We start from the raw sequence: 25492 nt of genomic DNA, 5'->3' as shown, positions 1-25492 counted from the left end.
GTCGCGGGCCGACGTCCCCGGCCTCCGGTCGGGGTCAGAGCTCCAGGACCACCTTGCCGCGGACGTGCCCCGACTCCACCAGGCGCTGCGCGTCCGCCGCCTGCGCCAGCGGGAACGTCTGTTGCACGTGGACGGTCAGCCGGCCGGCGTCCACCAGCCCGGCGAGCATGCCCAGGTCCACGGTCGACGGCTTGACGAACAGATAGCTGCCGCCCAGCCGGGTGACGTGCTCCGGGTCGGCCGTCGAGACCAGCCGCGCGGGACGGGTGATCAACTCGGCCGACACGTCGAGCGCGTCGCCGCCGAACAGGTCGAGCACCACGTCCACCCCGTCGGGCGCGACCGCGCGGATCCGGTCGGCCAGCCCGTCGCCGTACGTGACCGGCTCGGCGCCCAGCGACCGGACGAAGTCGTGGTTGGCCGCGCCGGCCGTGCCGATCACGCGGTCGGCGCCGAGCGCGCGGGCGATCTGCACCGCCAGGTGGCCCACCCCGCCGGACGCCCCGTGCACCAGCACCGTGTCGCCGGCGCCGGTGCGGGACGACTGGAGCGCCTGGTACGCCGTGAGACCCGCCAGGGGCAGGCCGCCCGCCTCGGCCCAGGACGCCCGCACCGGCTTGGCCGCCAGCGTCCGCTCGGGTGCCGGGACGAGTTCGGCGTACGTGCCGTACTGGATGTGGTCGCGTCGGACGTAGCCGACGACCTCGTCGCCGACGGCGAACCCGGTCACCGCCGGCCCGACCGCCTCGATCACCCCGGCCGCGTCCCAACCCGGTACGAGCGGGAAGTGACCCGGGATCGCACCGGCCAGGTGCCCCTCGCGCACCTTCCAGTCGACCGGGTTCACCCCGGCCGCCCGGACCCGTACGAGCACCGTGTCCGGGCCGACCGGCGGGTCGGGCAGGTCCCGGACGGTCAGCAGGTCGGCCGGGCCGTACGTGTCGATCGCGATCGCCTTCACCCCGACCACGCTAGCGGCCCGGCGGCGTCGCCGTGGTCAGCACCAGCGGCGGGGCGGCCGCTCGCGGCGGGTGACGCGCTGCCGGGGGCGGACCGGGCCGTGCCGGTGCGCGCCGGCCCAGCCGGGCAGGTCGCTGCGGCAGCCCGGCACCTCCGCCGGCTCTGCCTCGCCGGTCGCAGCCGGCTCGGCGACGCGCTGCCGGGGCACCGTGACGTCGTCCTCGGGGCGCTCGGGCGTGCGGGCCGGGTGCTCCGGCGAGTGGGCCGGGAACCCGCCGGGCAGTCGGCGGTGCTTGGCTGCCGCCGGCTGCTCGTGGTGGCCCGGCCGGCAGGGCTCGCCCTGGGCGCAGCCGTGCTCGGCCTCCCCGTGCGCCATCGGAGTCTCCTCACGCTCGCCCCGCCCGCCGGGGTCGCTCCGACGGGCCCTGTCACCGTACTGGCCGGCACCGACGCCACCCGCAGCCACCCGACTCCCCCACCCCGCACACCCCCCTCCCCTCGCGATCACGGAGTTGTGGTGGGAATTTCGTACGCCGGTGCAGCTTTCGTCCCCACCACGACTGCGTGATCGGCGGGAACGGGCGGCGTGGGGGTGTGGTGGGATCGGGGGGTGGGGGTGGGAGCACGGAGTCGGCTGGGGAGTTGGGTGGGGGCCGGGACGGGTGGGCGGGATCTTCTGCTCGCGTGCGCGTCCCTGGTCGGCGGGGCGGTCATGTACGGCCTCGACACGCAGCCGCAACTGTCCTGGCACCCGGGCCTGCCGGAACCGCTGTTCCTGCTGCCGCTGGCGGTGGTCTGCGTGGCCGTGGGCCTGCGCCGGGTCGCCACCCGGGCGAGCCTGGCGCTCGGCACGGTGGCGGTGCTGGCCGACCTCGCGATGGGCGGCTCGCTGGCCACCGTCCTCGTCTACACCCAGGTGCTCTACGACGCGTGCGTGTTCGGCTCGGCCGGGGCCTGGCGCCGGCTGCTCCAGGTCATGGTCGGGTTGAGCGTCCTCGGCACGGCGGTGGGGGTGCTGCTGAGGGGCGACTGGCGGGGCGTGGGCTTCGGGGCGCCCGTGGTGCTGGCCGGGGTGCTGCCGGTGCTCACCGGGATCAGCGTGCGGCAGTACCGGGACCAGGCGGTCGCCGAGCGGGCCCGGGCCGAGCAGACCGCCCGGCTGGTGGAGCTGGACCGCCGGCAGGCGGTCGGCGCGGAGCGGGCCCGGATGGCCCGGGAGCTGCACGACGTGGTCGCCAACCACCTCAGCGCGGTGGCCATCCACGCCACGGCCGCGCTCTCCGTGCCCGGGCTCGACCGGTCGCAGGTCGAGTCGGCGCTGCGCGTGATCCGGGAGAGCAGCGTGCAGGGGCTGGTGGAGATGCGGCAGATGATCGGCCTGCTGCGGGAACCGGCGGAGGGCGGGACGGCCGTCGACGCGACCGACGAGACGACCCGGGCGCGGCTCAGCGAGGTGGACGCTCTCGTGGACCGGGTCCGCGCCGCCGGGCTGACCGTACGGGCGACCCGGCGCGGCGAGCCCCGCGCGCTGCCGGTCGGGGTGGACCTGGCCGCGTACCGGATCGTGCAGGAGTCGCTGACCAACGCGCTCAAGCACGGCGCCGGCGAGGCCGACCTGCTGGTCGCGTACGAGCCGGCGGGGGTGGTGGTGGGCGTGGAGAACCCGGTCGGCGCCGGCCGTGGCACCCTGACCGGCGCGGGCGCCGGCCTGATCGGGATGCGGGAGCGGGCGGTGCTGCTCAACGGCCGGTTCGCCGCCGGTCCGGCGGGGGGCCGCTGGCGGGTACGGGTGGAGCTGCCGACGGAGGCGGCGCCGTGAGGGGACGGGGCGCGACATGGCCGAGGTGATCCGGGTGCTGCTCGCCGACGACCAGCCGGCGGTGCGGGCCGGGCTGGCGCTGATCCTGGCCGGGGCGCCCGGCGTCGAGGTGGTGGGCGAGGCCGAGGACGGCGCCGAGGCGGTCCGGCTGTGCCGGGAGCTGCGCCCGGACGTCGCGGTGCTGGACGTGCGGATGCCCCGGCTGGACGGCATCTCGGCCACCCGGGAGATCGCCGCCGACCGGCTCGCCGACGTGCTCGTGCTCACCACCTTCGACGTCGACGAGTACGTCTTCGGGGCGCTGCGGGCCGGCGCGGCGGGCTTCGTCCTCAAGGACATCGACGCCGAGGGGCTGGTGGCGGCGGTACGGACGGTCGCCCGGGGCGAGGGCTTCATCGCCCCGGCGGTGACCCGCCGCCTGATCACCGCGTTCGCGGCGACCGCCCCGGCGACCTCCGCCGCGACCCGGGGGGCGGTGGACGCGCTGACGCCCCGGGAGCGCGACGTGCTGGCCTGTCTCGGCCTCGGCCTGTCCAACCAGCAGGTCGCCGACCGGCTGGCGATGGCCGAGAGCACCACCAAGACCCACGTCAGCCGGATCCTCGCCAAGCTGGACCTGCGCAGCCGGGTGCAGGCCGCCATCCTGGCCCAGGAGCTGGGACTGCCCGCCCCGCCGCCGGCCTGACCTCACCGCCGCCCGCGGAGCACGGCTTCGTCGTGACGGCGGGCGGGCCGCCCGGGGTCACGGCGAGCGGGACGCCCGGGGTCACGGCGGGCGGGACGCCCGGGGTCGCGGCGAGCGGGACGCCCGGCGCGGAGGCGCAGGTCGGGGCGTGTCAGGCTGGGGCGGTGAGCGAGCCGGGCGGGACGGAACTGTCGGCCACGCTGCGCCGGATCGAGCGGGCGGCGGGGGCGCTGGCCAGCGCCAGCGTGGCCCGGATGGACGAGGCGCTGCCCTGGTTCCGCGACCTGCCGCCCGACCACCGCTCCTGGGTGATGCTGGTGGCCCAGGCCGGCGCCCGGTCGCTGGTGCAGTGGCTGCGTGACGGCGGCGGCAGCGCGGACAGCACCCAGGAGGTCTCGGACGAGGTCTTCGCCACCGCCCCGCAGGCGCTCGCCCGCTCGATCAGCCTCCAGCAGACCGTCGCGCTGGTGAAGGTGATGATCGACGTCGTCGAGGAGCAGGTCTCGCACCTGGCGGCGAAGGGCGAGGAACAGCAGTTGCGCGAGGCGGTGCTGCGCTTCTCCCGGGAGATCGCCTTCGCCGCCGCCCGGGTGTACGCCCGGGCCGCCGAGTCGCGCGGTTCGTGGGACGCCCGGTTGCAGGCCCTGCTGGTGGACGCGCTGCTGCGGGGCGACTCGCCGGACGTGCTGGCGAGCCGGGCGGCGGCGCTCGGCTGGGCGGACGCCCCGCCGGTGGCGGTGGCGGTCGGCCGCTCCCCCGGCGGGGAGGTCTCCGCCGTGCTGCACACCGTGCACCGGCAGGCCCGGCGCATCGGCACGGAGGTGATCGGCGGGGTGCACGGCGACCGGCTGGTCATCGTGCTCGGCGGCGCCGCCGACCCGGTCGCGGCCACCGGCAAGCTGCTCGGCGCCTTCGGGGACGGGCCGGTGGTGGTCGGTCCGGCCGTACCGAGCCTGGACGAGGCGACCGAATCGGCGCGCGCCGCGCTGGCCGGCTTCCGGGCCGCACCGGCCTGGCCGACCGCGCCCCGGCCGGTGCCAGCCGACGACCTGCTGCCGGAGCGGGCGCTGGCCGGGGACGCGGAGGCGCGCCGACGGCTGCGGCACGACGTCTACGCCGCGCTGGTGCGGGCCGGCGGGGAACTGCTGGAGACCCTCGACGCCTTCTTCGCGGCAGGCGGCACGCTGGAGAGCGCCGCGCGGTCCCTCTTCGTGCACCCGAACACGGTGCGCTACCGGCTGCGCCGGATCTCCGACGTCACCGGCTTCTCGCCGCTCGCGGCCCGGGACGCGTTCGCGCTCCAGGTGGCCCTCACCGTCGGCCGGCTCGACCCGGTGGTCCCGGTGGTACCAACCCAGACAATCACCACGAGTGGCAACAGAACGCCACACACAGGTGATGATCGCCGCCGATCTTTGTAGGAACCCTCCAAAGGTACTAGTGCGGTTTGGTCGGAGGCGGCACAGCGCTACCCGCGCGTATCCGGGAGAGTCATAGACGTGCTCGCCGTACTCTCGCCCGGCCAGGGTTCCCAGAAACCCGGCTTCCTGACTCCCTGGCTGGACCTCACCGGCGCCGAGGCACGTCTGCGCTGGTGGTCGGCGCTGGCCGGGGTCGACCTGCTGCACCTCGGCACCGCCGCCGACGCGGACGAGATCAGGGACACCGCGCGGACCCAGCCGCTGCTGGTCGCCGCCGCGCTGCTGGCCGCCGAGCACCTGCCGATGTACGACGTCACGCTCACCGCCGGCCACAGCGTCGGCGAGCTGGGCGCGGCGGCGCTCGCCGGGGTGCTCCCGGCGGAGGCGGCGATCACCCTGGCGGGCGTACGCGGCCGGGAGATGGCCGCGGCCTGCGCCCTGGAGCCGACCGGGATGGCCGCCGTGCTGGGCGGGGACCCCGACGAGGTGCTCGCCTCGATCGTCGCGCACGGGCTGCACCCGGCCAACCGCAACGGCGCCGGCCAGTTCGTCGCCGCCGGCGCCGTCGACGGGCTGGAGAAGCTCGCCGCCGAGCCGCCGGCGAAGGCCCGGGTGATCCGCCTGAAGGTGGCCGGCGCCTTCCACACGCCGTACATGGCCCCCGCCGAGACGGCGCTGGCCGCCGTGGCCGCCGGGATCACCCCGACCGACCCGGCCCGGATCCTGCTGTCGAACCTCGACGGGGCCGCGGTCAACCACGGGCGCGTCATGGTGCAGCGCCTGGTCCGCCAGGTCACCGCGCCGGTACGCTGGGATCTCTGCATGCGTACCCTGGCCGACCTCGGGGTGACCGGCGTGATCGAGCTGCCCCCGGCCGGCACCCTCGCGGGCCTGGTGAAGCGGGAGCTGAAGGGGGCCGACGCCCCCGAGGTGGTCACCCTCAACACCCCGGACGACCTGCCCGCCGCCCGGGACCTGATCGCCCGGCACGGGATGGCGCCGGGTCACGAGCCGACCATGCAGTTCCGCGTGGTGGTGGCCCCGTCGGCCGGCACCTTCGAGCCGGCGGAGGAGCTCGCCGAGGGCGACACGCTCCGCGCCGGCCAGGTCGTCGGCCACGTGGCCACCCGGCAGGGCCCGGTCGAGGTGACCGCGCACGGCAGCGGCGTGCTCACCGAGTGGCTCGCCCACCACGACGACCCGGTCGCGCCGGGCCAACCGCTCGTCCGCATCGGAGGACACGCATGACCGGCAGCCGGATCGTCGCGCTGGGGCACTACCAGCCCTCCCGCGTGGTCACCAACGACGACATCGCCCAGCTGGTCGAGACCAGCGACGAGTGGATCCGGGACCGGGTCGGCATCGTCAGCCGGCGGATCGCCGACGGCGAGACGGTCGCCGACATGGCCGCCGCCGCCGGCGGCAAGGCGCTGGCCAACTCCGGGCTCACCGCCGCCGACATCGACCTGGTCGTCGTGGCGACGTGCAGCTCCGCCGACCGCAGCCCGAACGTGGCCTGCCGGGTCGCCGCCAAGCTCGGCATCACCGCGCCCGGGGCGTTCGACCTCAACACGGCCTGCTCCGGCTTCGCGTACGCGTTGGGCACCGTGGACCACGCCATCCGGGCCGGTGCCTCGCGCAACGCCCTGGTCATCGGCGCGGAGAAGCTGTCCGACATCGTCGACTGGACGGACCGCTCCACCTGCATCATCTTCGCCGACGGCGCCGGCGCCGCCGTGGTGTCGGCCGTCGGCGAGGGCGAGCCCGACGGCGTCGGCCCGGTGGTCTGGGGCTCGGTGCCGGAGCGCGGCGACGCGGTACGCATCGAGGGCTGGCGCCCGTCCATCCAGCAGGAGGGCCAGTCGGTCTTCCGCTGGGCCACCACGGAGCTGGCGCCGCTGGCCCGGCAGGCGTGCGAGCGCGCCGGGGTGGACCCGTCGGAGCTGGCGGCCTTCGTGCCGCACCAGGCCAACGCCCGCATCATCGACGGCATCGCCAAGCGGCTCGGCATTCCCAACGCGATCGTCGCCAAGGACATCGTCGAGTCCGGCAACACGTCGGCGGCGAGCGTGCCGCTGGCCCTGTCCAAGCTGGTCGAGCGGCGGGAGGTGCCGTCCGGCGCCCCGGTGCTGCTCTTCGGCTTCGGCGGCGGCCTGACCTACGCCGGTCAGGTCGTCCGCTGCCCCTGAGAAGCCCCTCCGGCCGCCGCGCCGGGGAGTGACGGCCGGCGTCGTCGGCCGTCGAATGATCCACGATGAGAGGAACCAACCGCAATGACCCGTGACGAGATCACCGCCGGCCTCGCCGAGATCCTCGAAGAGGTTGCCGGGGTGAACCCGGACGACGTGGCCGAGGGGAAGTCCTTCACCGACGACCTGGACGTCGACTCGCTCTCCATGGTGGAGGTCGTGGTGGCGGCCGAGGAGAAGTTCGGCGTCAAGATCCCGGACAACGAGGTGCAGAACCTGAAGACCGTCGGGGACGCCGTCAGCTACATCGAGGCGCAGTCCTGATCATGGCTCACACCGACGTCGTCGTCACCGGGCTCGGCGCGACCACCCCGCTGGGCGGGGACGTCGCGTCGACCTGGGACGCCATGCTCGCCGGCCGCTCCGGGGTGGGTCCGCTCACCCAGGAGTGGGCCGAGCAACTGCCCGTCCGCATCGCCGCCCGGCTCGCGGTCGAGCCGACCGGCCTGATCGACCGGGTCAAGCTGCGCCGGCTCGACCGTTCCGAGGCGATCGCGATCATCGCGGCGCAGCAGGCCTGGGCGGACTCCGGCCTGGCCGACTCCGGGCTGGACCCGGAGCGGCTGGGCGTCAGCGTCGGCTCGGGCATCGGCGGCGCGCTGACGCTGCTCGCCCAGGACGACATCCTGGAGGCGTCCGGCCCGCGGCGGGTCTCCCCGCACACCATCCCGATGCTGATGCCGAACGGCCCCGCCGCCTGGGTGGGGCTGGAGCTGGGCGCGAAGGCGGGGGTGCACTCGGTCGCCAGCGCCTGCGCGACCGGCGCCGAGGCGATCGCGCTCGGCATGGACATGATCCGTGCCGGCCGGGCCGACGTGGTGGTGGCCGGCGGCACCGAGGCGGTCATCCACCAGCTGCCGATCGCCGGGTTCAGCTCGATGCGGGCGATGTCGACCCGCAACGACGAGCCGGAGCGGGCCTCCCGGCCGTGGGACAAGGGCCGCGACGGCTTCGTGCTCGGGGAGGGCGCGGGCATCCTGGTGCTGGAGCGGGCGGAGCACGCCGCAGCCCGGGGCGCCCGGGTCTACGCCCGGCTGGCCGGCGCCGGCCTCACCTCCGACGGCTACGACATCGTCCAGCCGCATCCGGAGGGCGAGGGCGCGATCCGGGCGATCGCGAAGGCGATCGCGGACGCGGGCGTCGCCAAGGCGGACATCGTGCACGTCAACGCGCACGCCACGTCGACCCCGGTCGGTGACGTCGCGGAGATCACCGCGCTGCGCGCGGCGCTGGGTGACCACCCGGTGCTGACCTCGACCAAGTCGATGTCCGGTCACCTGCTGGGCGCGGCGGGCGCGCTGGAGTCGATCGCCACCATCCTGGCGATCCGCGACGGTGTCGTACCGCCGACGATCAACCTGGACGACCCCGACGACGGGCTCAGCCTGGACGTGGCCGCCAACGAGGCGCGCCACATGGACATCCCCGCCGCGCTGAACAACTCGTTCGGCTTCGGCGGTCACAACGTGGCTCTCGTCTTCACGCGGGCCTGAGACCACAGCCATGGAGGCTCACGTGACCACCACCGCCGTTGGCGTGGACGCGTCGTCCGTCGCGGACCACCGGGATCCGGAGGTGCGGCTCCGGGCGTTGTTCGACGCGGGTTCGTTGCGGCTGTCGGTGCCACGCGACACCTCGGGTGTGCTGTGGGCGCGGGGTGAGATCGACGGTTCGCCGGTCGTCGCGTACGCCACGGACGCGACGCGGATGGGCGGGGCGATGGGCACCGAGGGGTGCCGGCACGTCGTGGACGCGATCGACACCGCGGTACGCGAGCGGGTGCCGGTGATCGGGTTGTGGCACTCGGGTGGCGCGCGGTTGGCCGAGGGCGTGGTCGCCCTGGACGCCGTGGGTCAGGTGTTCGCGGCGATGGTGCGCGCCTCCGGGCGGGTGCCGCAGATCTCCACGGTGCTGGGCCCGGCGGCCGGTGGCGCCGCGTACGGGCCGGCGCTGACCGACATCGTGGTGATGAGCGGCGCGGGCCGGATCTTCGTGACCGGCCCGGAGGTGGTACGCAGCGTCACCGGCGAGCAGGTCGACATGGCCCGCCTCGGTGGGCCCGAGCCGCACGGCCGCCGCTCCGGGGTGGTCCACGTGACCTGCGCCGACGACGAGACGGCGCTGGTCGAGACGCGCAGGCTCGCCGCGCTGCTGGGCCGGCAGGGGCGGCTGTCGCCCGACGACGTGGCCGCCCAGGACGACGGGGCACACGACCTGACGGCGAAGATGCCGGTCGAGACGAACCGGGCCTACGACGTCAAGCCGGTGGTGAAGGCGCTGCTGGACGCCCCCGGGGTGGAGCTGCACGCCAAGTGGGCGCCGAACGTGGTGACCATTCTGGGGCGCTTCGCCGGGCGTACCGTCGGGGTCATCGCGAACAACCCGCTGCGCCTGGGCGGCTGCCTGGACGCCTCCAGCGCCGAGAAGGCCGCCCGGTTCGTGCGCATGTGCGACTCCCTCGGCGTGCCGCTGATCGTCCTGGTCGACGTCCCCGGCTACCTGCCCGGCCTGGGCCAGGAGTGGGACGGCGTCGTCCGCCGGGGCGCGAAGCTCCTGCACGCCTTCGCCGAGGCCGTCGTGCCCCGGGTCACCCTGGTCACCCGCAAGGCCTACGGCGGGGCGTACATCGCGATGAACTCCCGCTCCCTGGGCGCCACCGCCGTGTTCGCCTGGCCCAACGCCGAGGTCGCGGTGATGGGCGCCGGCGCCGCCGTCAACATCCTGCACCGCAAGAAGCTCGCCGCCGCCCCCGCCGAGGAGCGCGAGGCGCTGCGCGCGCAACTCGTCGAGGAGCAGACCCGCATCGCCGGCGGCGTCAACCGGGCGCTCGAGATCGGCGTCGTCGACGACGTCATCACCCCGGCCGAGACCCGCCGCCGCATCGCCGAAGCCCTCGCCGCCGCCCCCGCCGCACGAGGCGCCCACGGCAACATCCCCCTCTAGACCGGCCACGGCATCGGTGCGGCCACCGCGTGACAGCCGGTCGCGCCGCGGCGGGTCGACGTACCGCCGGAAGGGCCCGCGCTCAGCACGAGCGCGGGCCCTTCCGCGTCGCTCAGCCCCGGTTGCGGGGGTGCTGGCGGGCGGTCCGCTCGTTGCCCCGGCGGTAGTTGCCGGTCCAGCGGGCCATCACGAGCTGCGGGTCGCCGTCGACCTCGGCGAGGAACTCCGCCGCCCGACCGCCGCGCAGGGTGCCCGCCGCCCGGCCGTGGTGGGTGATGACCACCGTGCCGTCGGACCGTTCGACGTACGCGAAGCCCTCAGCCGTTGCCATGTGCGCGAGGGTGCCAGGCCCGGCGGCCGGACGCGACCCGGTTTCCCGCTTGACTCTCCAGCGGCTGGAGGCAGGAGGCTTCTCGACGTGGACGACCGCACCGACCTGTTCACCATCGGGCAGCTCGCCCGCCGGACCGGCCTGTCCGTCCGGACGATCCGCTTCTGGTCCGACCTCGACCTGCTCCCGCCCACCACGCGCTCCACCGGCGGCTACCGCCTCTACGACGCGGCGGCCGTGGCCCGGCTGGACCTGGTCCGGAGCCTGCGGGAGCTGGGAATCGGCCTGGACGACGTCCGCCGGATCCTCCAGCGGCGGATGAGCGTCCGGGAGGTGGCGCAGGCGCACGGCCGCGCCCTGGACGCGGAGATCCGCACGCTGCGGCTGCGCCGGGCGGTGCTGCGGTCGGTCGCCCGACGTGGCAGCACGACCGAGGAGTTGAGACTGATGAACGACCTGGCCCGCCTCTCCGCCCAGGAGCGGCAACGGATCATCGACGAGTTCGTCGCCGAGGTCTTCGGCGGCGTGGAGGCCGGCCCCGGCGGCGACGGGCTGGCCCGGGCGATGCGGACGCTCCCCACCGACCTGCCCGACGAGCCCACCGACGAGGAGGTGGACGCCTGGATCGAGCTGGCCGAACTGGTCGCCGATCCCGCCTTCCGGCTGCGGGTACGGGCGATGGCGGTGGCCGGGGCGGCGGCGACGTCCCCGCCGCCGGCGATGCCCTCCGTCGAGCCGGCGCGCGCCGCGCTCGCCGCCGGGATCGCCCCGGACTCCGGACGGGCGCGGGCGGTGCTCGACGAGATGGTGGACCCGGGGCTGTCCCGCGCCGAACGGCTCGCGCTCGCCGACGGCATCGCGGCCTTCACCGACCGGCAGGTGGAGCGGTACTGGCAGCTGATCGGGGTGCTCAACCGGCGGCCTCCGTTCCCGCCCGCGGTGCCCGCCGTGGAGTGGCTGGTGGCCGCCCTGCGCGCGGCGCCCTAGACCAACCGGGTTGACGACGCCGGTCCGCGCCGCTTTGATGAGCCGGCTCTCGTCGTCAACGGGGAATGGACACCATGAAACGTCGTACCCGCCTCGCCGTGCTCGCGGCGCTGACCGCCGCGCTGACCGCCGGCTGTGCCGAGGGGAAGGAGCCGCCGACGGACGCCGGCCCGCCGTCGGCCTCGCCGAGCCCCACCGGCTCGCCGGTGACCCCCGGCCCGCCCTGGCACGACGAGGTGGTGGCGGCTCCCGCCGGCACCACGGTGGGCGGCAAGGGCACGCCCTGCGAGCTGCCGGTCACGTTCTCGGTGCCCGCCGAGTGGAAGGTCGAGGCGGTGCGGGGCTCGGCGAAGCTCGGCGAGCCCCGCCTCGGCAAGGCCCTCATGCTGTGCGAGATCGACGCCCGGCCGACCGGCGACACCGGGTTCCTGCGGGTGTGGCGGGTCGACGGGGTCGCCGGCGGCGCCGAGGCGCACCTGAAGCACTTCCTCGACGCGTACTCGCCGAAGGCCGCGGACGCGGAGTACCGGCGGCTCAAGGCCGGCACCCTCGACGCCGTCGAGGCGAGCTATCCCAGGAAGGACGGCGGCGCGGTCAACGACCGGGCCATCGCGATCTCGTCCCTCTACGGTCCGATCGTGCTGAGCCTCGACACGCCGGAGCCGGTGGAGCTGCTGCCGGCGTACCAGCTGGTGAAGCAGTCGGCCCGGATCAACCGCGACTGACGCGGCTCAGGCGCCGCAGGTCGTGGCGGGCAGGCCGGTCACCGGCACCGGGGACCGGCCGCCCGGGCGGGTCTTGCCGGCCAGCACCCCGGCGAGGGCGGTCATCGACGCCCGGCTGGAGGAGTAGGTCGCCAGCAGCGTGGGCGACTTGGCCTTCGCCAGCACGTACGGGGTGTCCATGGCGACCGTGACGGCGGCGTCGGCGCGCAGGTCGCCGGCGCCGTCGCCGTACCCGACGAGGTGCACCACCGTGCCGCCGCCGGCGACCACCTTGACCCCGGCCGCCTTGAGCGCCTCGGTCAGCGCCGCCCGCGTGTGGTCCCGCCCACCGGAGGCCGTCACGGTCACCGGGCCCCGTACGCCGCCGCCGCAGGCGCCCCGCAGCACCGTCACCGCCGCCGCGGCCAGGTCCTCCGCCGCCTTGCGGTGTGCCGGGCCGGCCAGCGTGGACAGCTCGGGCGTGGGCCGGTCGGCCAGCTTGAACTTCATCGTCAGCACCCGGGTCGCGGCCTCGACGAGGCGGGCGCGGGGCAGCGAGCCGTCGCGGAGCGCGGCGAGCAGCCCGTCGTACGCCTGACGGACGTTCGGCGGCATCAGGATCAGGTCGTTGCCCGCCTTCAGCGCCCGCACGGCGGCCTCGCCCGGCGACCAGCGCTTGGCCGGCGGCATGTTCATCCCGTCGGTGATCACCACGCCCTTGAAGCCGAGCTGGCCACGGAGCACGTCGGTGAGCAGCTTGTGCGAGAAGGTCGCCGCGGTGCCCGGGTCCACCGACCGCGCGTCGAGGTGGGCGGACATCACGGCCATCGTGCCCGCGTCGATGGCGGCGGAGAAGGGCGGCCACGCCCCGGTCTCCAGCGTCTTCCTGGGCTGGTCGAGCACCGGCAGGCCCTCGTGGGAGTCGGCGGCGCTGTGCCCGTGCCCCGGGAAGTGCTTGACGGTGGCCGCGACGCCCGCGGCCTGCAGGCCCCGCACCGCGCCGGCGACCTGCCCCGCCGTCACCTTCGGGTCCGCCCCGTACGACCGGGAGCCGATCACGGTGCTGCGGGTGGCGAGCACGTCGGCGACGGGGGCGAAGTCGAGGTTGATCCCCATCGCGGCGAGTTCGGTGCCGGCCGCCCGCCAGGCGGCCTCGGTCAACTCCGGTCGTCCGGCGGCGCCGGCGGCGAGGGCGCTGGGCAGCAGGGTCACGCCGTCGGTGATCCGGGTGACCACACCGTGCTCCTGGTCGGTGCCGATCAGGAAGGGCGCCGGCCCGGCGGGCAGCCGGCCGGCGGTCGCGCGCAGGCCGTCGGTCAGCGCCCGGACCTGCTTCGGGTTGTCGACGTTGGTCGTCTCCTGGTTGCCCTTGGTGGGATCGTCGGCGCTGAAGCCGACCAGGATCAGCCCGCCGAGCCGGTACTTCTCGACCATCTGGGCGGGGGTGTCCACCCCGGCCAGCGCCTGGTTGCCGGCCGCCGAGCCGGCCGAGACCCGGGTGGCCGCGTCGCCGTAGGCGTACGGCATCAGCACCTGGCCGACGAGGTCCTCGTCGGCCAGCGAGGCCACGAGGGCGGCGGCGCGGGCGGCGGGGTCGGCGGCGGGGACGCTCGCGGCGGGTGTCGGGGCGGCCGTCGGGGCGGCGGCGCTCGACGGCGCCGGGTCGGGACGGCGGTCCGCCGGCCCGGAGCACCCGGAGACGAGCAGTGCGGTCAGGGCGGCGAGCGCGACGCCGGCACGTCGCGGGGTAGTCGACACGCGGCCCATCCCACCAGTTCACCCCTTATCGGGGCAACTTGACCTTCACCCGGCAGGAGGAGTCGGTCCCGGTCCCGGCCCCGCGTCAGCCGACGCGGGTGAGCAGGGTCACCGGCGCGCCGTCGCCGGCGTACCGGTAGGGCTCCAGCTCGGCGTCCCACGCCGTGCCGAGCGCCTTGTCCAGGGCGTGCGCGAGGGCCTCGGGCGCCCGCGCGCCCGCCATGATGCTGCGCAGGCGGTCCTCGCCGAGCTGGATGTCGCCGGCCGCCCCGACGCTCGCCCGGAACAGGCCCCGCCCGGGCACGTACATGAAGCGCTCGCCGTCGGCGCCGGGGCTCGGTTCCTCGGTGACCTCGAAACGGATCATGGGCCACTGCCGGAGGGCAGCAGCCAGCTCGGCGCCCGTCCCCGGACGACCGGTCCACCCGCACTCGGCCCGGCGTGCGCCGGGGTCGACGGGCTGAGCCGTCCACTGCAGGTTGACCGGCGCGGCGAGGACGCGCGCGATCGCCCACTCGACGTGTGAGCACACGGCGAGCGGGGTCGAATGGACGTATACGACGCCACGCGTTGGCACGGTGACCTCCCGGAGAGCGAGGTGCGTCTTCCCCTACGACCTCGACCACCCGAGTGGTTGCTGGAACACATGATGACTGGTGTGACGGATGGTGCGCCAGGGAATCGGAAAATTCGCGGGTCGGAATAGTCGGACGGGTGCTCCCGTTGACCCCTCACGACGCGATGACCAGCCAGGGATCGTGGTCGTGTACAGTTCCATCGGCGGCCTGTGCCGCGCACATCTTCCGCGGGCCCACCCACCAGGGTGTCGTCCGCACAGCCCCCGGACGTTCCGTCCTCCCGTACGTCTTGCAAGGAGTACCTCCGTGGCGAGCAACACCTCTAAGACCGCGCGCGCGTCAGTCCGGGCCGGCCAGGCTGGCCAGGGTGGCGCCCTCAGCGTGCTGGGCGAGTTCAAGTACCTCATCCCGCTCAACGGCGGCAAGCACGCCTACGTGCGGAACCTGACCAACGGCAAGACCGCGCACCTGCGCACCGACTCCGAGGCCTTCGTCGAGGAGATCCGGGTGCTGGCCGCCGCCGGCCACGCCGCGAAGATCCGCGCCGAGATCAACAACCTCAACACCACCCACCCGGGTGACGGCTGGGACGCCACCGAGAAGCGCCTCGTCGAGGCCGGCGTCTTCGAGGGCTGAGCCCTCCCCCACGCGACACCGCAACCGCCCGTCGGGATCAATCCCGGCGGGCGGTTGCGCGTCCGCGGAGCCCGGCGAGGGGCATTCCTACGTCTCCAGCAGGGCCACCTCGCCGGTCGCCAGGTCGTAGAGGGCGCCGACCACCGTCAGCCGGCCGGCGGCGACCGGGACGGCGAGCCGGTCGTCGGCGCGCAGGGCGGCGACCGTACGGAGCACGTGCCGCCGGACCGCCATCGGACGCACCCGGGGGTCGTCGACGCCCACCTCACGCACCGCCGGGGCGATCTGGTCGACGAGGTGGGCCAGCGCGCCGCCCGGCGACCGCCCAGCGCGCAACGCGTCCACGGCGGAGGCCACCGCGCCGCACCGCTCGTGCCCGAGGACCATCACCAGCGGCACGCCCAGCTCACCGACCACGTACTCGATGGAGCCGAGCACCGCCCGGTCGAGCACGTGCCCACCGGTGCGGATCACGCAGATCGAGCCGAAGGTCTGGTCGAAGATCGCCTCCAGCGGCACCCGCGAGTCGATGCAGCCGAGCAGCACCGCGTACGGCTGCTGGTCGCCCGAAGCCGCCGCGGCGGCGGTGACGTCGTGGCCGTGGATCGGCTGACCGCTGACGAAGCGGCGGTTGCCGGCGAGCAGCTCGGCCAGCGCGGCCCGGGGCGACCCCATGTCCCCCAGCTTGACGGGCCCGCCGGAGGCCCGGAGCGGGTTGCGAATCTTCTCACCGACACGGTTGTCGTGGTCTCATGACGGGTAGCCGGTGTTACCACCGGGTATCCCCGGTGTTGCGGTTCCGTGCGGCCCTGGGGAGGTGACGATGCCGGAGCACGTCGAGCTACGTCTTCCCGACGACGTACGCCTGCACGTCGAGGCGACCGGCCCGGCCGACGCCGAGGTCACGGTCGTGCTGCTGCACGGCTGGACGCTGGACGGGCGCGCCTGGCACCGGCAGCTCGCCGACCTGCGGCGACGCTTCGGCGACGCGGTACGGGTGGTGACCTACGACGCGCGCGGCCACGGCCGGTCGAGCTGCATGGCGCTGCCCACCGCCACCGTGGCCCAGCTCGGCGACGACCTGGCCGCGGTGCTGGACGAGGTGGCCCCGACCGGTCGTGTCGTGCTGGTCGGCCACTCGATGGGCGGCATGACGATCATGGAGTACGCGCACCGCCACCCCGAGCACTTCGCCGCCCGGACGGCCGGGCTGGTCTTCGTCTCCACCACCGCCGAGGGCCACACGCACACCGCCTACGGCCTCTCGCCCCGGATCGCCCGGCTGATCCGGCTCGCCGAGACCACCGGGGCCGGTGTGCTGGCCCGGTGCGGGGCCTGGCGACCGCCCCGGGCGCTGCTGCGCGCGCTGCGTCCCAGCATCCGCTGGATGCTCTTCGGCGACCGCTGCGACCCGCACGACATCCGGCTGGTCACCTCGGCGGTGGCCCGGGCCACCCTCCGCTCGATCGGCGGGTTCCGCGCCTCCATCGGGGCGCAGCACCGGCTGGACACCCTCGCCGGGCTGGCCCACCTGCCGGCCGCCGCCCTGGTCGGCGACCGGGACCGGCTCACCCCGCCGCCCTGCGCCGAGTCGATCGCCGGCGCGCTGCCGGCGACCGAGCTGACCGTCTGCCCGGGTGCCGGGCACATGCTGATGATGGAACGCCCCGACGAGGTCAACGCGGCGCTCGGCGGCGTGCTCCGGCGCGTGCTCGCCGCCCCCGGGGCCGGCGCCACCGCCGCCGCCCGGGCGGACTGAGCCGGGCCGGCGGAGAGCGCGACGCGGCCCTGCGGGCGTGACGCGGCTTCCTTTCCCGCACCGGTCGCGCCGCTGGTTGCGCGCGGGCCGTACCCTCTTGCGGTTGGCCTGGCGCGGTTCGCGCGGTTCGCGCCGCCCGCCGCCGACGTCAGGAGGAGCGAGCGGTGAGCGACCAGACCACCCTGGAACAGGAGATCGCCGTCGAGCAGCGGCATCTCGACCGGGTGTACGCCCGACTGGCCGAGCTGCGCCGGTCGGCGGTCAGCGCCGAGAAGGAGGGCTACCGGCTCGCCCGGGTGGGCAACTTCGGGGCGCTGGTCGAACGGGACGCGATGGTGTTCCACGCCGCGCGGCGGCGGCACATGCTGGACGCCGAGCACGAGGGCCTGGTCTTCGGCCGGCTGGACCTGCTCGACCGGCAGGTTCTGCACGTCGGGCGGCTCGGCATCCGGGACGACGACGCCTCCACCCTGGTGGTCGACTGGCGGGCCCCGGCCGCCGCCGCCTTCTACCAGGCCACCCCCGCGCAGCCGCTGGGCGTGGTGCGGCGACGCACGATCCAGTCCTCCGCCGAGCGGGTCACCCGGATCGAGGACGACCTGCTCGATCCCGTCGCCGCGCCCGCCGACATGGCGGTGGTCGGCGACGGCGCGCTGCTGGCCACGCTGTCGAAGGCCACCGGCCGGGGGATGCGGGACATCGTCGCCACCATCCAGCGGGAGCAGGACGAGGCGATCCGCTCCCCCGGCTCGGGCGTGACGATCGTGTCCGGCGGTCCGGGCACCGGGAAGACGGCCGTCGCCCTGCACCGGGCCGCGTACCTGCTCTACTCCGACCGCAGCCGGTTCGCCGGGGGCGGCATCCTGGTGGTGGGCCCGTCCTCGGTCTTCGTCGAGTACATCGCCTCGGTGCTGCCCTCGCTCGGCGAGGACACCGCCACCCTGCACTCGCTGGGCACGCTCTTCGCGGGCATGACCGCCACCCGCACCGATCCGCCGGCGGTGGCGGCGGTGAAGGGCTCGCTGCGGATGCGGCGGGTGCTGGAGCGGGCGGCCCGGGACGCGGTGCCGGACGGCCCGACCGAGCTGCGCCTGCTCTACCGGGGCGCGCTGCTCCGGCTGGAGCGCCGCGAACTGGACGGCATCCGCGACCGGGCGATGCCCCGGGGCGCCCGGCGCAACGAGGTGCGCCGGGCCGGCTTCGACGGGATCTTCGCCGCGCTCTGGGCGCAGGCCCGCAGGTTGGGCGTCGGCCGGCTGCCCGAGCAGCGCGCGTTCGAGGACGAGATCGCCGAGCGACCGGAGTTCCGGGAGTTCCTCAAGGCGTGGTGGCCCCGGCTGCACCCCCGGCACGTGCTGGGCTGGCTGGCCCGCCCGGACCGGCTGCACCGCTACGCCGAGGGGATCCTCTCCCGCGCCGAGATCCGGCTGCTGACCGACGCGTACCGCAGCCTCGACGCCGCCGGGCTGACGATCGCCGACATCGCGCTGCTCGACGAGTTGGACGCGTTGCTCGGCAAGCCGATGCGGCCGGCCCGGGCGAAGCGGGACCCGTTCCAGCTGGCTGGCGGGGTCCGCGAGCTGAGCACCTTCGCCGACCGGCAGCGCGCCGCCCGCGACGCGGCCCGGGAACGCCCCGACGACTACCGGGAGTACGCGCACGTGGTGGTCGACGAGTCGCAGGACGTCTCGCCGATGCAGTGGCGCATGATCGGCCGGCGGGGTCGGCTGGCCTCGTGGACGGTGGTGGGCGATCCGGCACAGACGGCGTGGACGGGGGATCCGGAGGAGCTGACCCGCGCCCGGGACCAGGCGTTGGGCCGGCGCAAGCGGCACCACTTCACCCTCACCACGAACTACCGCAACTCGGCGGAGATCTTCGCGGTGGCGGCGGCCGAGATCCGTCGGCTGCACCCGGACCTCCCGCTGCCCAGGGCGGTGCGCTCCACGGGCGTCGAACCGGTCGAGCTGGCGGTGCCGTCGGCGGAGCTGGAGGCCGCGGTGGTGGCGGCGGCCGGCGCGCTGCTCGCCGAGGTCGAGGGCACGGTCGGCGTGATCACGCCGGTGCCCCGCCGCGACGAGGTGGCCGGCTGGCTGGGCGGGCTCGGCGCGCCGCGCCTACAGGTGGTGACCAGCCTGGAGGCCAAGGGCATGGAGTACGACGGGGTCGTCCTCGTCGCCCCGAGCGAGATCCGGGCCGACCCGGGGTCGGGGGTACGGACGCTCTACGTGGCGCTGTCCCGGGCCACCCAGCGGCTGACCACCGTCGACCCGATCGGCTGAGGACCCGTTACTTGCATACATAGCGATGTCAGCATAAATTGAACGCGAATCCGGACCCCGAGAGGGAGGATGGGCGCGTGGGCGCAGGTCATGACCATCATCACGGGTCGGTGGCGAACGCCGCGCACCGCCACCGGGGCCGGCTCTGGGCGGCGTTCGGGCTGCTCGTCGGCCTGATGGTGGTGGAGGCGGTGGCGGCCTTCCGCACCGGCTCACTGGCCCTGCTGAGCGACGCCGGGCACATGTTCACCGACGTGCTCGGCATCGGCATGGCGCTCGCGGCGATCGCCGCCACCCGCCGGGCGGGCGCCGACCCGCAGCGCACCTTCGGCCTCTACCGGCTGGAGGTGCTGGCCGCGCTGGCCAACGCCGCGCTGCTCTCCGGGGTCGCGGTCTACGTCGTGATCGAGGCGGTGCGCCGCTTCGGCGACCCGCCCGAGGTGCTGGCCGGCCCGATGCTCGTGGTCGCCGTGCTCGGCCTGCTCGCCAACGTCGGCGCCTTCGCGCTGCTGCGCTCCGGGGCGAAGGAGAGCATCAACGTCCACGGCGCGTACCTGGAGGTGCTCGGCGACCTGTTGGGGTCACTCGGGGTGATCGGGGCGGCGCTACTGATCGTCACCACCGGCTGGTGGTGGGCGGACCCGCTGGTGGCGGTCGGAATCGGCGTGTTCATCCTGCCGCGCACCTGGCGGCTCGGGCGGGCCGCGCTGCGCATCCTGGTGCAGGCCGCGCCGGAGCACCTCCAGGTCACCGCGGTGCACGACCGGCTGGCCGCCGTGCCCGGCGTCGCCGAGGTGCACGACCTGCACGTCTGGACGCTGACTTCCGGGATGGAGGTGGCCTCGGCGCACCTGACCATGGCCCCCGGCGCGGAGGTCGGGGCGGTGCTGGGCGCCGCCCGCGCCGCGCTGCACGACGACTTCCAGATCGAGCACGCCACGTTGCAGATCGAGCCGGGAGCGTCGCCCGGGGCCTGTGGGGCGGTCGAGTGGTAATGAGGACAACCTTAAATCTGGGAGAGTATTGTGGCCTTATGCCGGATTTGACTGTTAGTGGACGCACACCGTCCGTCACCTGCGGTGCACCAGTCACACCGGCACCGGTAGGCTCGGCTTCGGCCTCCGCCAGGCGGCACCCACCGGTGCCGGCGGTGGCCGCCGCCTAATCGCCCGACGGGGCGAACCGGGGAACCAAGTTCGTGGGGTGCATCCGCGTCAGCGGTAGGGATCTTCCGTCCCGAACCCGTCAGCTAACCCGGTCGGCGGCTGACGGAAGGACACGTGTATGCCAGTGATGGCACCCGTACGACGACGTGCCGCCCGCGCGGCGGCCCTGATCGCCACGATGCTCGCTCTCGGCGCCGCGGTGGCCCCGGTCACCGCCGTCCCGGCGGCGGCCGCCACCCGCGCCGGCCTGCTCGCCGCGGCTCCCGGCCAGGACGAGGAGGGCGGCACGCCCGCCCTGCGGGCCCAACTGGAGGCCGCCAGCAAGGGCTATCTCGACGCCAAGCGCGCCCTGGACACGTCGGCCAAGCGGCAGCAGCAGCTCGCCGCGCAGCTCAAGACCACCGAGGTCGAGCTGACCGCGCGCACCGCCAAGGTCGGCGAGATCGCCGGGGCCGCCTACCGCACCGGCCGGCTCAGCGTGGCGTCCGCCCTGCTCAACAGCAGCTCGCCGGACGGCTTCATGGACCGCGCCGCCGCCCTCGACGCGGTGGCCGCCAAGGAGGACCGGGCCCTGCGCGAGCTCCAGGAGACCCGGGACGAGGCCACCCGCACCAAGCTGGCCCTGGACGGCGAGATCCGGGAGCAGCGCAAGCAGGTCAGCGTGATGGCCAAGCGCAAGGAGCAGGCCGAACGGGCGCTGACGGTCGCCAACCGCGAGCAGCAGCAGCGGCAGCAGTCCGCGCGCGGCGGCTCCTCGCCGGGCGGCACGTCGAGCAAGACGGCGAAGGCGGCGCCACGCAACTCCGACGGCTCCTGGCCGCGCGAGTCGTGCAGCGTCAACGACCCCACCCCCGCCAACGGCTGCATCACCCCGCGCACCCTGCACGCGCTCAACCAGGCCAAGGCGGCGGGCTTCACCCGCTACGTCTCCTGCTACCGCCCCGGCGGCTCGGGCGAGCACCCGAAGGGCCGGGCCTGCGACTTCGCGGCCCAGAAGGGCGGCTTCGGCGGCGACGCCACGGGCGGCGACCGGACGTACGGCAACAACCTGTCGGCGTACTTCGTGCGCAACGCCGACCGGCTCGCCGTGCTCTACGTGATCTGGTACCGGCAGATCTGGCTGCCGAGCAGCGGGTGGAAGTCGTACAGCGGAGCCAACGGCGACCCGTCCAGCGACCACACCAACCACGTGCACCTGTCGGTCTACTGACGCCCGCGCCCCGGCGCCCCGCCCGTCGCGGGGCCGCCGGGGCGCGACGGCGCCCGTCGCCTCCGGCCGGACCTGGCTGCTTCGCGCTCAGCCGGCCGGCGTCCCCGGCGGCTTCGTGTCGAGGGCCGCGGCGAGGCGCGCGGCCAGCCCGAGGTGGGCGGCGCGGGCCTGGCGGAACGCGTAGCCGAAGAGCGGCGCGGGCGCGGCGAGGGTGATCTCGACCTCGATGCGGACCACGCCGTCGGGCTCCGCCCGCAGCCGGGTGTGGTTGCGCACCGTGGTGGCCGGCCACTGGCGGGCCACGGTGACGATCTCGTCCGGATCGTCGACGAGGACGTCGGCGCGGTAGGTGATCGGCAGGCGCACCGGCCCGGCGGCCAGCCGATCGGTGATGGCGTAGCTGGCGCGCGCACCGGGACGGGGCGGCACCCGACGGACCCGGACGATCAGCGGGTGCAGGTCCTCCTGCCGGGCGGGGTCGGCGAGCAGCGCCGCGGCCTCCGCGAGGGAGCAGCGCGCCTGGACGGTGTAGCTGAAGGAACTTCGCCTGAGCACGCCGTCTCCCAGCGTCGGTGGTCGCCCGATCGTCGCGCATGCCGGGCGCGCTGGCAACGCCGCGCCGATCCCGCCCGGAGTCCGGACGTCCGGCCACCGATCCCACTACGGTCAGCTGATGAATGGTCACGGCACGTGTCGATCGGCGGAGGGCGGGCGCATGAACGGGTACGACGGATGAGCGGGCACGTGATGGTCTTCGCGCCCACGCCCCGGCTGACAGTGACCGTCGACCAGCCCAGCGAGGAGCCGGAGCTGCACCTGCACCCCGGCGGGCAGGGCGTCTGGCAGGCCCGGATGGTGATGTCGCTCGGGGTCGACGTGGTGCTCTGCACCGCCCTCGGCGGCGAGATCGGCCAGGTGCTGGAGCCGCTGCTGGTCAGCGAGGGGGTGCACCTCAAGGTGGTGGTCCGCGAATCCGGCAGCGGCGGGTACGTGCACGATCGGCGCGAGGGCTCCCGGCGGGAGATCGTGGACGTGCCCGGCCAGCCGCTCAGCCGGCACGAGCTGGACGAGCTCTACAACCTGGCGCTCGGCGAGGGCCTGCGCGCCACGGTCAGCGTGCTGAGCGGGCCGAACGAGCCGTCGCTGGTCCCGGCCGACCTCTACCGGCGGTTCGCCGCCGACCTCGGGGCCAACGGCAGCCGGGTGGTGGTCGACCTCTGCGGCGAGCACCTCGACGCCGTGCTGGACAGCGGCGTCTTCTTCCTCAAGGTCAGCCACGAGGAGCTGATCGCCGACGGCCGCGCCGACGGCGAGGACGAGGAGCAGCTCACCCGGGCCCTGTACGACCTGCATGCCGGCGGCGCCGAGAACGTGGTGGTGAGCCGGGCCGACAAGCCCGCCCTCGCCCTGGTCGACGGCGAGGTCTTCGAGGTCGAGATGCCCCGGCTGGAGGCGGCCGACCCGCGCGGGGCGGGCGACTCGATGACCGCCGGGGTGGCGGCCGTGGTGGCGCGCGGTGGTGACGTGCGCACCGCGATCCGTACCGGCGCGGCGGCCGGCGCGCTGAACGTGACCCGGCACGGCCTCGGCACCGGCCGGCTCGACTCGATCACCGGTCTGGTCGACCGGGTGCGCCTCGTACCGGCCGGCAGCCGGCCACAGGAGCGGACCAGCCCCGACGAACTGGCCGACCGGGCGGCCGGGCGATGACGCTGCGGGTGCTGGTCACCAACGACGACGGGATCGCCGCACCCGGCATCCAGGCGCTCGCGCGGGCGGCGGCGGACCGGGGCCTGGACGTGGTCGTCGCCGCCCCGCTGGAGGAGGCGAGCGGCACCAGCGCCGCGATGACCGCCGTGGAGCGCGACGGGCACGTGGTGGTCCACGAGCACCCGCTGCCGGAGGCGCCGGGGGTGCCGGCGTTCGCGGTCGGCGGCTCCCCCGGCTTCATCGCGCTGATCGCCGTGCACGGCGCCTTCGGCCCCCCGCCGGCGGTGGTGCTGTCCGGCATCAACCGGGGCGCGAACGCGGGACGCGCGGTGCTGCACTCGGGCACGGTGGGTGCGGCCTTCACCGCCGCCGCGAACGGCTGCCGGGCGATGGCCGTCTCGCTCGACGTGCTCTCGGCCGGGGAGGCCACGGCCGCCAGCGGGGGCGCCGCGGTGGCCGCCGCCGCCCGGGTACGCGACGCCGAGCGGCACTGGGCGACGGCCGCCCGGGTCGCCCTGGACCTGCTGCCCCGGCTCACCGCCGGGCCGGTGGAGAGCGTGCTCAACGTGAACGCGCCGGACCTGCCGCACGGCCGGCTGCGCGGGGTGCGCCGGGGCACGCTCGCCACCTTCGGCCAGGTGCAGATGACGGTGGCCGAGGCCGGGCACGGCTTCGTCCGCACGTCGCTGGAGGAGCCGGGGCAGGCCGTGCAGCCCGGCACCGACCTCGCCCTGCTGGCCGAGGGGTACGCCTCGGTGACGGCGATCCGCGCGGTCACCGAGGTGGCGGACGTCGACCTGTCGGGCCTCGGCGACGCCTGAGCGGCCCGCCTCCCGCCTCACGCCGCGTGGCCAGGGCGGGCCCCGGGCGGGCGGGGCGGGGAACGTCGGCGCGTCAGGCGCCGGGGAGGACCTCGGGGGTGGGCGCGCCGGCGTAGTAGGGCTCGGGGGCGCCGAAGAGGCCGAGCAGGCCGGTCACCCAGAGCTGCCGGTGCACGAAGCGGCTCGGCTCGGTGACGACGAGCTTGACGCCGCTCACCTCGGCGGTCTGGAAGCCGGCGACCATCGCGCTGATGCCGACCGAGTCGATGAAGGTGACGAGCCGCATGTTCAGCTCGATCCGACCGGGGCGCCCCTTGGTCAGGACCTCGGCGATCGCCTCGCGCACCTCGTACGCGGTGTCGACGTCGATCTCACCCCGCGGGGCGATCTCGATGACACCACCGGGCAGGACCGACTTCACGATCGACAGGCTCACGCGAGCACCTCCACTCGCCCGTCCGACGGGCGCCTCATCAGTACGCGGGCCGCGACCGAGAGTATTCCTCTGACGGCCTCGGTCGCCACCCCTCGGGATGAGCAATTCGCGGATGAGGGCACAGCAAGTCGCCCTTATCCGGACTATTGACGTTTTGTCTACCTGACGATCAGCTTGCCGCTGACACGTCGCGCCCCAGGGTAGCCGGCTCCCACCGGCCACGCCCAACAGCCGGCCCTCGGGCGTGGCCTCTTCCGCTTCAGCCCCGGGCCTTGCCCGTTCTGCCTAGCATCGGCTCGGAGACACGACTGCGACCGGGAGGACGATCGATGTTCAGGAGACTTGCCGCGCTGGCCGGCGTCAGCGCGCTGTTGGCCCTCGTACTGGCCTGCGGGTTCGGCGGCGGAGGCGATGACGACGACGACGGCGACGACGACTTCGCGCGGGGCGTGCCCACGGCGGTAGCCGTCCGCTGAGGCCGGCCCGCGGGCCGCCGTACGGGGGTTTGCGGAGCGGCCCCACCGGGCACAGGCGGAAAAGAGCGAACCGTCACACGCCGGTGCGACGCCGAAGTCCGAAGTGGCCGCCGGCTTCGGCACCCGAGGAGGTACCCACCATGTTCGGAAGTAACCTGCTGGACCGCCGCAGCAAGCCCGAGCGGATCACGGACCAGGCGTGGCAGCACCTGGTCTCGGCGGTCAGCTCCGCCAGCGACAGCGTCCGGGACACCGCCCGTTCGGCCCGCCGGGGCGGCTCCGGTCTCGCCGACGAGGCCGGCGACCTGGTGGGCTCCGCGGCGGACGAGGCCCGCCGCCGGGCCACCCGGGCCTTCGACGCGCTGGCCGGCCGCCGGCCCGCGCTGCCCTGGACGCTGCTGATCGGCGCCACGCTGGTCGGCGCGGCGATCGGCTGGGCCGCCGGCACCGCCGCGCGGGCCGCCGGCAGCCGGGGCGACCGGGCGATGGACGACATCGAGTTCGTCGACGTCGACCGGCCCAACTCCCCCGTCGGCCTCGACGGCTGACCGGCTCGGCACG

At 75.1% G+C, this 25492-nt stretch carries 27 protein-coding genes and 1 riboswitch; of the genes, 19 read left to right on the top strand and 8 right to left on the bottom strand.

From position 1 onward, the window contains the following. Window positions 1-34: 34 nt before the first annotated feature. Both AB0883_RS15580 and AB0883_RS15575 read right to left on the bottom strand, forming a co-directional pair. Window positions 35-961: an NADP-dependent oxidoreductase gene (locus AB0883_RS15580; protein WP_366641852.1), complete on the bottom strand. Its 927-nt coding sequence runs from the start codon at window positions 959-961 to the stop codon at window positions 35-37. A gap of 36 nt (window positions 962-997) precedes the next feature. After that, window positions 998-1336: a hypothetical protein gene (locus AB0883_RS15575; RefSeq protein ID WP_366641851.1), complete on the bottom strand. Its 339-nt coding sequence runs from the start codon at window positions 1334-1336 to the stop codon at window positions 998-1000. 270 nt (window positions 1337-1606) lie between these two features. Here AB0883_RS15575 and AB0883_RS15570 point away from each other — a divergent pair, with 270 nt between their 5' ends. From AB0883_RS15570 to AB0883_RS15535, 8 genes are all read left to right on the top strand, one after another. Further along, window positions 1607-2779, top strand: a complete 1173-nt coding sequence (locus tag AB0883_RS15570) for a histidine kinase (RefSeq protein ID WP_366641850.1) — start codon at window positions 1607-1609, stop codon at window positions 2777-2779. A gap of 16 nt (window positions 2780-2795) precedes the next feature. Then, window positions 2796-3464, top strand: coding sequence for a response regulator transcription factor (locus AB0883_RS15565; RefSeq protein ID WP_366641849.1), 669 nt, complete (start codon window positions 2796-2798; stop codon window positions 3462-3464). A gap of 164 nt (window positions 3465-3628) precedes the next feature. Further along, a complete protein-coding gene (locus tag AB0883_RS15560; RefSeq protein ID WP_366641848.1) occupies window positions 3629-4885 on the top strand; it encodes a helix-turn-helix domain-containing protein in 1257 nt (418 codons plus the stop codon). A 78-nt stretch (window positions 4886-4963) separates the two neighbouring features. Continuing rightward, the gene (locus AB0883_RS15555; RefSeq protein ID WP_366641847.1) at window positions 4964-6133 is read left to right on the top strand and encodes an acyltransferase domain-containing protein; all 1170 of its coding nucleotides are present in this window, start codon (window positions 4964-4966) and stop codon (window positions 6131-6133) included. Continuing rightward, complete coding sequence (locus AB0883_RS15550) at window positions 6130-7074, top strand: beta-ketoacyl-ACP synthase III (protein WP_366641846.1); 945 nt, start codon at window positions 6130-6132, stop codon at window positions 7072-7074. Before AB0883_RS15555 ends, AB0883_RS15550 begins: the two co-directional genes overlap by 4 nt. Window positions 7075-7158: 84 nt before the next feature. Then, window positions 7159-7398 carry an acyl carrier protein gene (locus tag AB0883_RS15545; RefSeq protein ID WP_007072348.1) on the top strand — a complete coding sequence of 80 codons (240 nt, stop codon included), beginning with the start codon at window positions 7159-7161 and terminating at the stop codon, window positions 7396-7398. Between the two features lie 2 nt (window positions 7399-7400). Continuing rightward, window positions 7401-8627 (top strand): beta-ketoacyl-ACP synthase II, encoded by a 1227-nt coding sequence (gene fabF / locus AB0883_RS15540; protein WP_121400336.1) that lies wholly within the window; start codon window positions 7401-7403, stop codon window positions 8625-8627. Window positions 8628-8637: 10 nt separating this feature from the next. After that, complete coding sequence (locus AB0883_RS15535) at window positions 8638-10077, top strand: carboxyl transferase domain-containing protein (RefSeq protein WP_366641845.1); 1440 nt, start codon at window positions 8638-8640, stop codon at window positions 10075-10077. A gap of 112 nt (window positions 10078-10189) precedes the next feature. On the opposite strand, the gene AB0883_RS15530 is transcribed toward AB0883_RS15535, so the two are convergent. Continuing rightward, a complete protein-coding gene (locus AB0883_RS15530; RefSeq protein WP_121400334.1) occupies window positions 10190-10408 on the bottom strand; it encodes a hypothetical protein in 219 nt (72 codons plus the stop codon). Between the two features lie 87 nt (window positions 10409-10495). On the opposite strand from AB0883_RS15530, the gene AB0883_RS15525 reads away from it, so the two are divergent. After that, window positions 10496-11395, top strand: a complete 900-nt coding sequence (locus AB0883_RS15525) for a MerR family transcriptional regulator (protein WP_366641844.1) — start codon at window positions 10496-10498, stop codon at window positions 11393-11395. A gap of 74 nt (window positions 11396-11469) precedes the next feature. Beyond that, complete coding sequence (locus AB0883_RS15520; RefSeq protein WP_366641843.1) at window positions 11470-12120, top strand: lipoprotein; 651 nt, start codon at window positions 11470-11472, stop codon at window positions 12118-12120. A 6-nt stretch (window positions 12121-12126) separates the two neighbouring features. Here the strand turns inward: AB0883_RS15520 and AB0883_RS15515 are convergent, their stop codons facing one another. Next, window positions 12127-13866, bottom strand: coding sequence for a glycoside hydrolase family 3 N-terminal domain-containing protein (locus AB0883_RS15515; RefSeq protein WP_366641842.1), 1740 nt, complete (start codon window positions 13864-13866; stop codon window positions 12127-12129). A 76-nt stretch (window positions 13867-13942) separates the two neighbouring features. Then, a complete protein-coding gene (locus AB0883_RS15510; protein WP_121400330.1) occupies window positions 13943-14434 on the bottom strand; it encodes a DUF3145 domain-containing protein in 492 nt (163 codons plus the stop codon). 307 nt (window positions 14435-14741) lie between these two features. Here AB0883_RS15510 and AB0883_RS15505 point away from each other — a divergent pair, with 307 nt between their 5' ends. Beyond that, window positions 14742-15071 carry a hypothetical protein gene (locus AB0883_RS15505; RefSeq protein WP_074313395.1) on the top strand — a complete coding sequence of 110 codons (330 nt, stop codon included), beginning with the start codon at window positions 14742-14744 and terminating at the stop codon, window positions 15069-15071. 87 nt (window positions 15072-15158) lie between these two features. Here AB0883_RS15505 and AB0883_RS15500 read toward each other — a convergent pair whose 3' ends face one another. Further along, complete coding sequence (locus tag AB0883_RS15500; protein ID WP_366641841.1) at window positions 15159-15746, bottom strand: carbonic anhydrase; 588 nt, start codon at window positions 15744-15746, stop codon at window positions 15159-15161. Between the two features lie 148 nt (window positions 15747-15894). Here AB0883_RS15500 and AB0883_RS15495 point away from each other — a divergent pair, with 148 nt between their 5' ends. From AB0883_RS15495 to AB0883_RS15480, 4 genes are all read left to right on the top strand, one after another. Continuing rightward, the gene (locus AB0883_RS15495; protein ID WP_366641840.1) at window positions 15895-16830 is read left to right on the top strand and encodes an alpha/beta hydrolase; all 936 of its coding nucleotides are present in this window, start codon (window positions 15895-15897) and stop codon (window positions 16828-16830) included. 164 nt (window positions 16831-16994) lie between these two features. Then, complete coding sequence (locus AB0883_RS15490) at window positions 16995-19112, top strand: AAA family ATPase (protein ID WP_366641839.1); 2118 nt, start codon at window positions 16995-16997, stop codon at window positions 19110-19112. 77 nt (window positions 19113-19189) lie between these two features. Further along, the gene (locus AB0883_RS15485) at window positions 19190-20107 is read left to right on the top strand and encodes a cation diffusion facilitator family transporter (protein ID WP_366641837.1); all 918 of its coding nucleotides are present in this window, start codon (window positions 19190-19192) and stop codon (window positions 20105-20107) included. A gap of 153 nt (window positions 20108-20260) precedes the next feature. Continuing rightward, a riboswitch (cyclic di-AMP (ydaO/yuaA leader) is annotated at window positions 20261-20392 on the top strand. Window positions 20393-20405: 13 nt separating this feature from the next. Next, entirely contained in the window at window positions 20406-21488 is a 1083-nt protein-coding gene (locus tag AB0883_RS15480) for a hypothetical protein (RefSeq protein ID WP_366642230.1), read from the top strand. An 87-nt stretch (window positions 21489-21575) separates the two neighbouring features. Here the strand turns inward: AB0883_RS15480 and AB0883_RS15475 are convergent, their stop codons facing one another. Beyond that, window positions 21576-22043 (bottom strand): SRPBCC family protein, encoded by a 468-nt coding sequence (locus AB0883_RS15475; protein ID WP_366641836.1) that lies wholly within the window; start codon window positions 22041-22043, stop codon window positions 21576-21578. Between the two features lie 177 nt (window positions 22044-22220). On the opposite strand from AB0883_RS15475, the gene AB0883_RS15470 reads away from it, so the two are divergent. Together AB0883_RS15470 and AB0883_RS15465 are read left to right on the top strand one after the other, a co-directional pair. After that, a complete protein-coding gene (locus AB0883_RS15470) occupies window positions 22221-23198 on the top strand; it encodes a PfkB family carbohydrate kinase (RefSeq protein WP_366641835.1) in 978 nt (325 codons plus the stop codon). After that, window positions 23195-24019 carry a 5'/3'-nucleotidase SurE gene (locus AB0883_RS15465; protein ID WP_366641833.1) on the top strand — a complete coding sequence of 275 codons (825 nt, stop codon included), beginning with the start codon at window positions 23195-23197 and terminating at the stop codon, window positions 24017-24019. The genes AB0883_RS15470 and AB0883_RS15465 overlap by 4 nt, the downstream gene beginning before the upstream one ends. Before the next feature lie 73 nt (window positions 24020-24092). Here the strand turns inward: AB0883_RS15465 and AB0883_RS15460 are convergent, their stop codons facing one another. Further along, window positions 24093-24455, bottom strand: coding sequence for an STAS domain-containing protein (locus AB0883_RS15460; protein ID WP_088998998.1), 363 nt, complete (start codon window positions 24453-24455; stop codon window positions 24093-24095). 329 nt (window positions 24456-24784) lie between these two features. Between AB0883_RS15460 and AB0883_RS15455 the strand changes: the two genes are divergently transcribed. After that, the gene (locus tag AB0883_RS15455) at window positions 24785-24931 is read left to right on the top strand and encodes a hypothetical protein (RefSeq protein WP_366641832.1); all 147 of its coding nucleotides are present in this window, start codon (window positions 24785-24787) and stop codon (window positions 24929-24931) included. A gap of 140 nt (window positions 24932-25071) precedes the next feature. Then, entirely contained in the window at window positions 25072-25479 is a 408-nt protein-coding gene (locus tag AB0883_RS15450) for a hypothetical protein (RefSeq protein ID WP_366641831.1), read from the top strand. Window positions 25480-25492: the final 13 nt, after the last annotated feature.

Source organism: Micromonospora sp. NPDC047812 (assembly GCF_040704175.1).
In the GTDB taxonomy this organism is placed as follows: Bacteria; Actinomycetota; Actinomycetes; order Mycobacteriales; family Micromonosporaceae; genus Micromonospora.
Note: the sequence above shows the minus strand (reverse complement) of the source record. Positions and strands in the feature narration are given on the sequence as shown.

What these genes read in the sequence shown, in the direction of transcription:
- AB0883_RS15575 (WP_366641851.1), bottom strand. Translation starts at nt 1,336, where the DNA reads ATGGCGCACGGGGAGGCCGAGCACGGCTGCGCCCAGGGCGAGCCCTGC.
- AB0883_RS15565 (WP_366641849.1), top strand. Translation starts at nt 2,796, where the DNA reads ATGGCCGAGGTGATCCGGGTGCTGCTCGCCGACGACCAGCCGGCGGTG.
- AB0883_RS15550 (WP_366641846.1), top strand. Translation starts at nt 6,130, where the DNA reads ATGACCGGCAGCCGGATCGTCGCGCTGGGGCACTACCAGCCCTCCCGC.
- AB0883_RS15545 (WP_007072348.1), top strand. Translation starts at nt 7,159, where the DNA reads ATGACCCGTGACGAGATCACCGCCGGCCTCGCCGAGATCCTCGAAGAG.
- fabF (WP_121400336.1), top strand. Translation starts at nt 7,401, where the DNA reads ATGGCTCACACCGACGTCGTCGTCACCGGGCTCGGCGCGACCACCCCG.
- AB0883_RS15535 (WP_366641845.1), top strand. Translation starts at nt 8,638, where the DNA reads ATGGAGGCTCACGTGACCACCACCGCCGTTGGCGTGGACGCGTCGTCC.
- AB0883_RS15530 (WP_121400334.1), bottom strand. Translation starts at nt 10,408, where the DNA reads ATGGCAACGGCTGAGGGCTTCGCGTACGTCGAACGGTCCGACGGCACG.
- AB0883_RS15520 (WP_366641843.1), top strand. Translation starts at nt 11,470, where the DNA reads ATGAAACGTCGTACCCGCCTCGCCGTGCTCGCGGCGCTGACCGCCGCG.
- AB0883_RS15515 (WP_366641842.1), bottom strand. Translation starts at nt 13,866, where the DNA reads ATGGGCCGCGTGTCGACTACCCCGCGACGTGCCGGCGTCGCGCTCGCC.
- AB0883_RS15500 (WP_366641841.1), bottom strand. Translation starts at nt 15,746, where the DNA reads ATGGGGTCGCCCCGGGCCGCGCTGGCCGAGCTGCTCGCCGGCAACCGC.
- AB0883_RS15495 (WP_366641840.1), top strand. Translation starts at nt 15,895, where the DNA reads ATGCCGGAGCACGTCGAGCTACGTCTTCCCGACGACGTACGCCTGCAC.
- AB0883_RS15480 (WP_366642230.1), top strand. Translation starts at nt 20,406, where the DNA reads ATGGCACCCGTACGACGACGTGCCGCCCGCGCGGCGGCCCTGATCGCC.
- AB0883_RS15470 (WP_366641835.1), top strand. Translation starts at nt 22,221, where the DNA reads ATGAGCGGGCACGTGATGGTCTTCGCGCCCACGCCCCGGCTGACAGTG.
- AB0883_RS15465 (WP_366641833.1), top strand. Translation starts at nt 23,195, where the DNA reads ATGACGCTGCGGGTGCTGGTCACCAACGACGACGGGATCGCCGCACCC.
- AB0883_RS15455 (WP_366641832.1), top strand. Translation starts at nt 24,785, where the DNA reads ATGTTCAGGAGACTTGCCGCGCTGGCCGGCGTCAGCGCGCTGTTGGCC.
- AB0883_RS15450 (WP_366641831.1), top strand. Translation starts at nt 25,072, where the DNA reads ATGTTCGGAAGTAACCTGCTGGACCGCCGCAGCAAGCCCGAGCGGATC.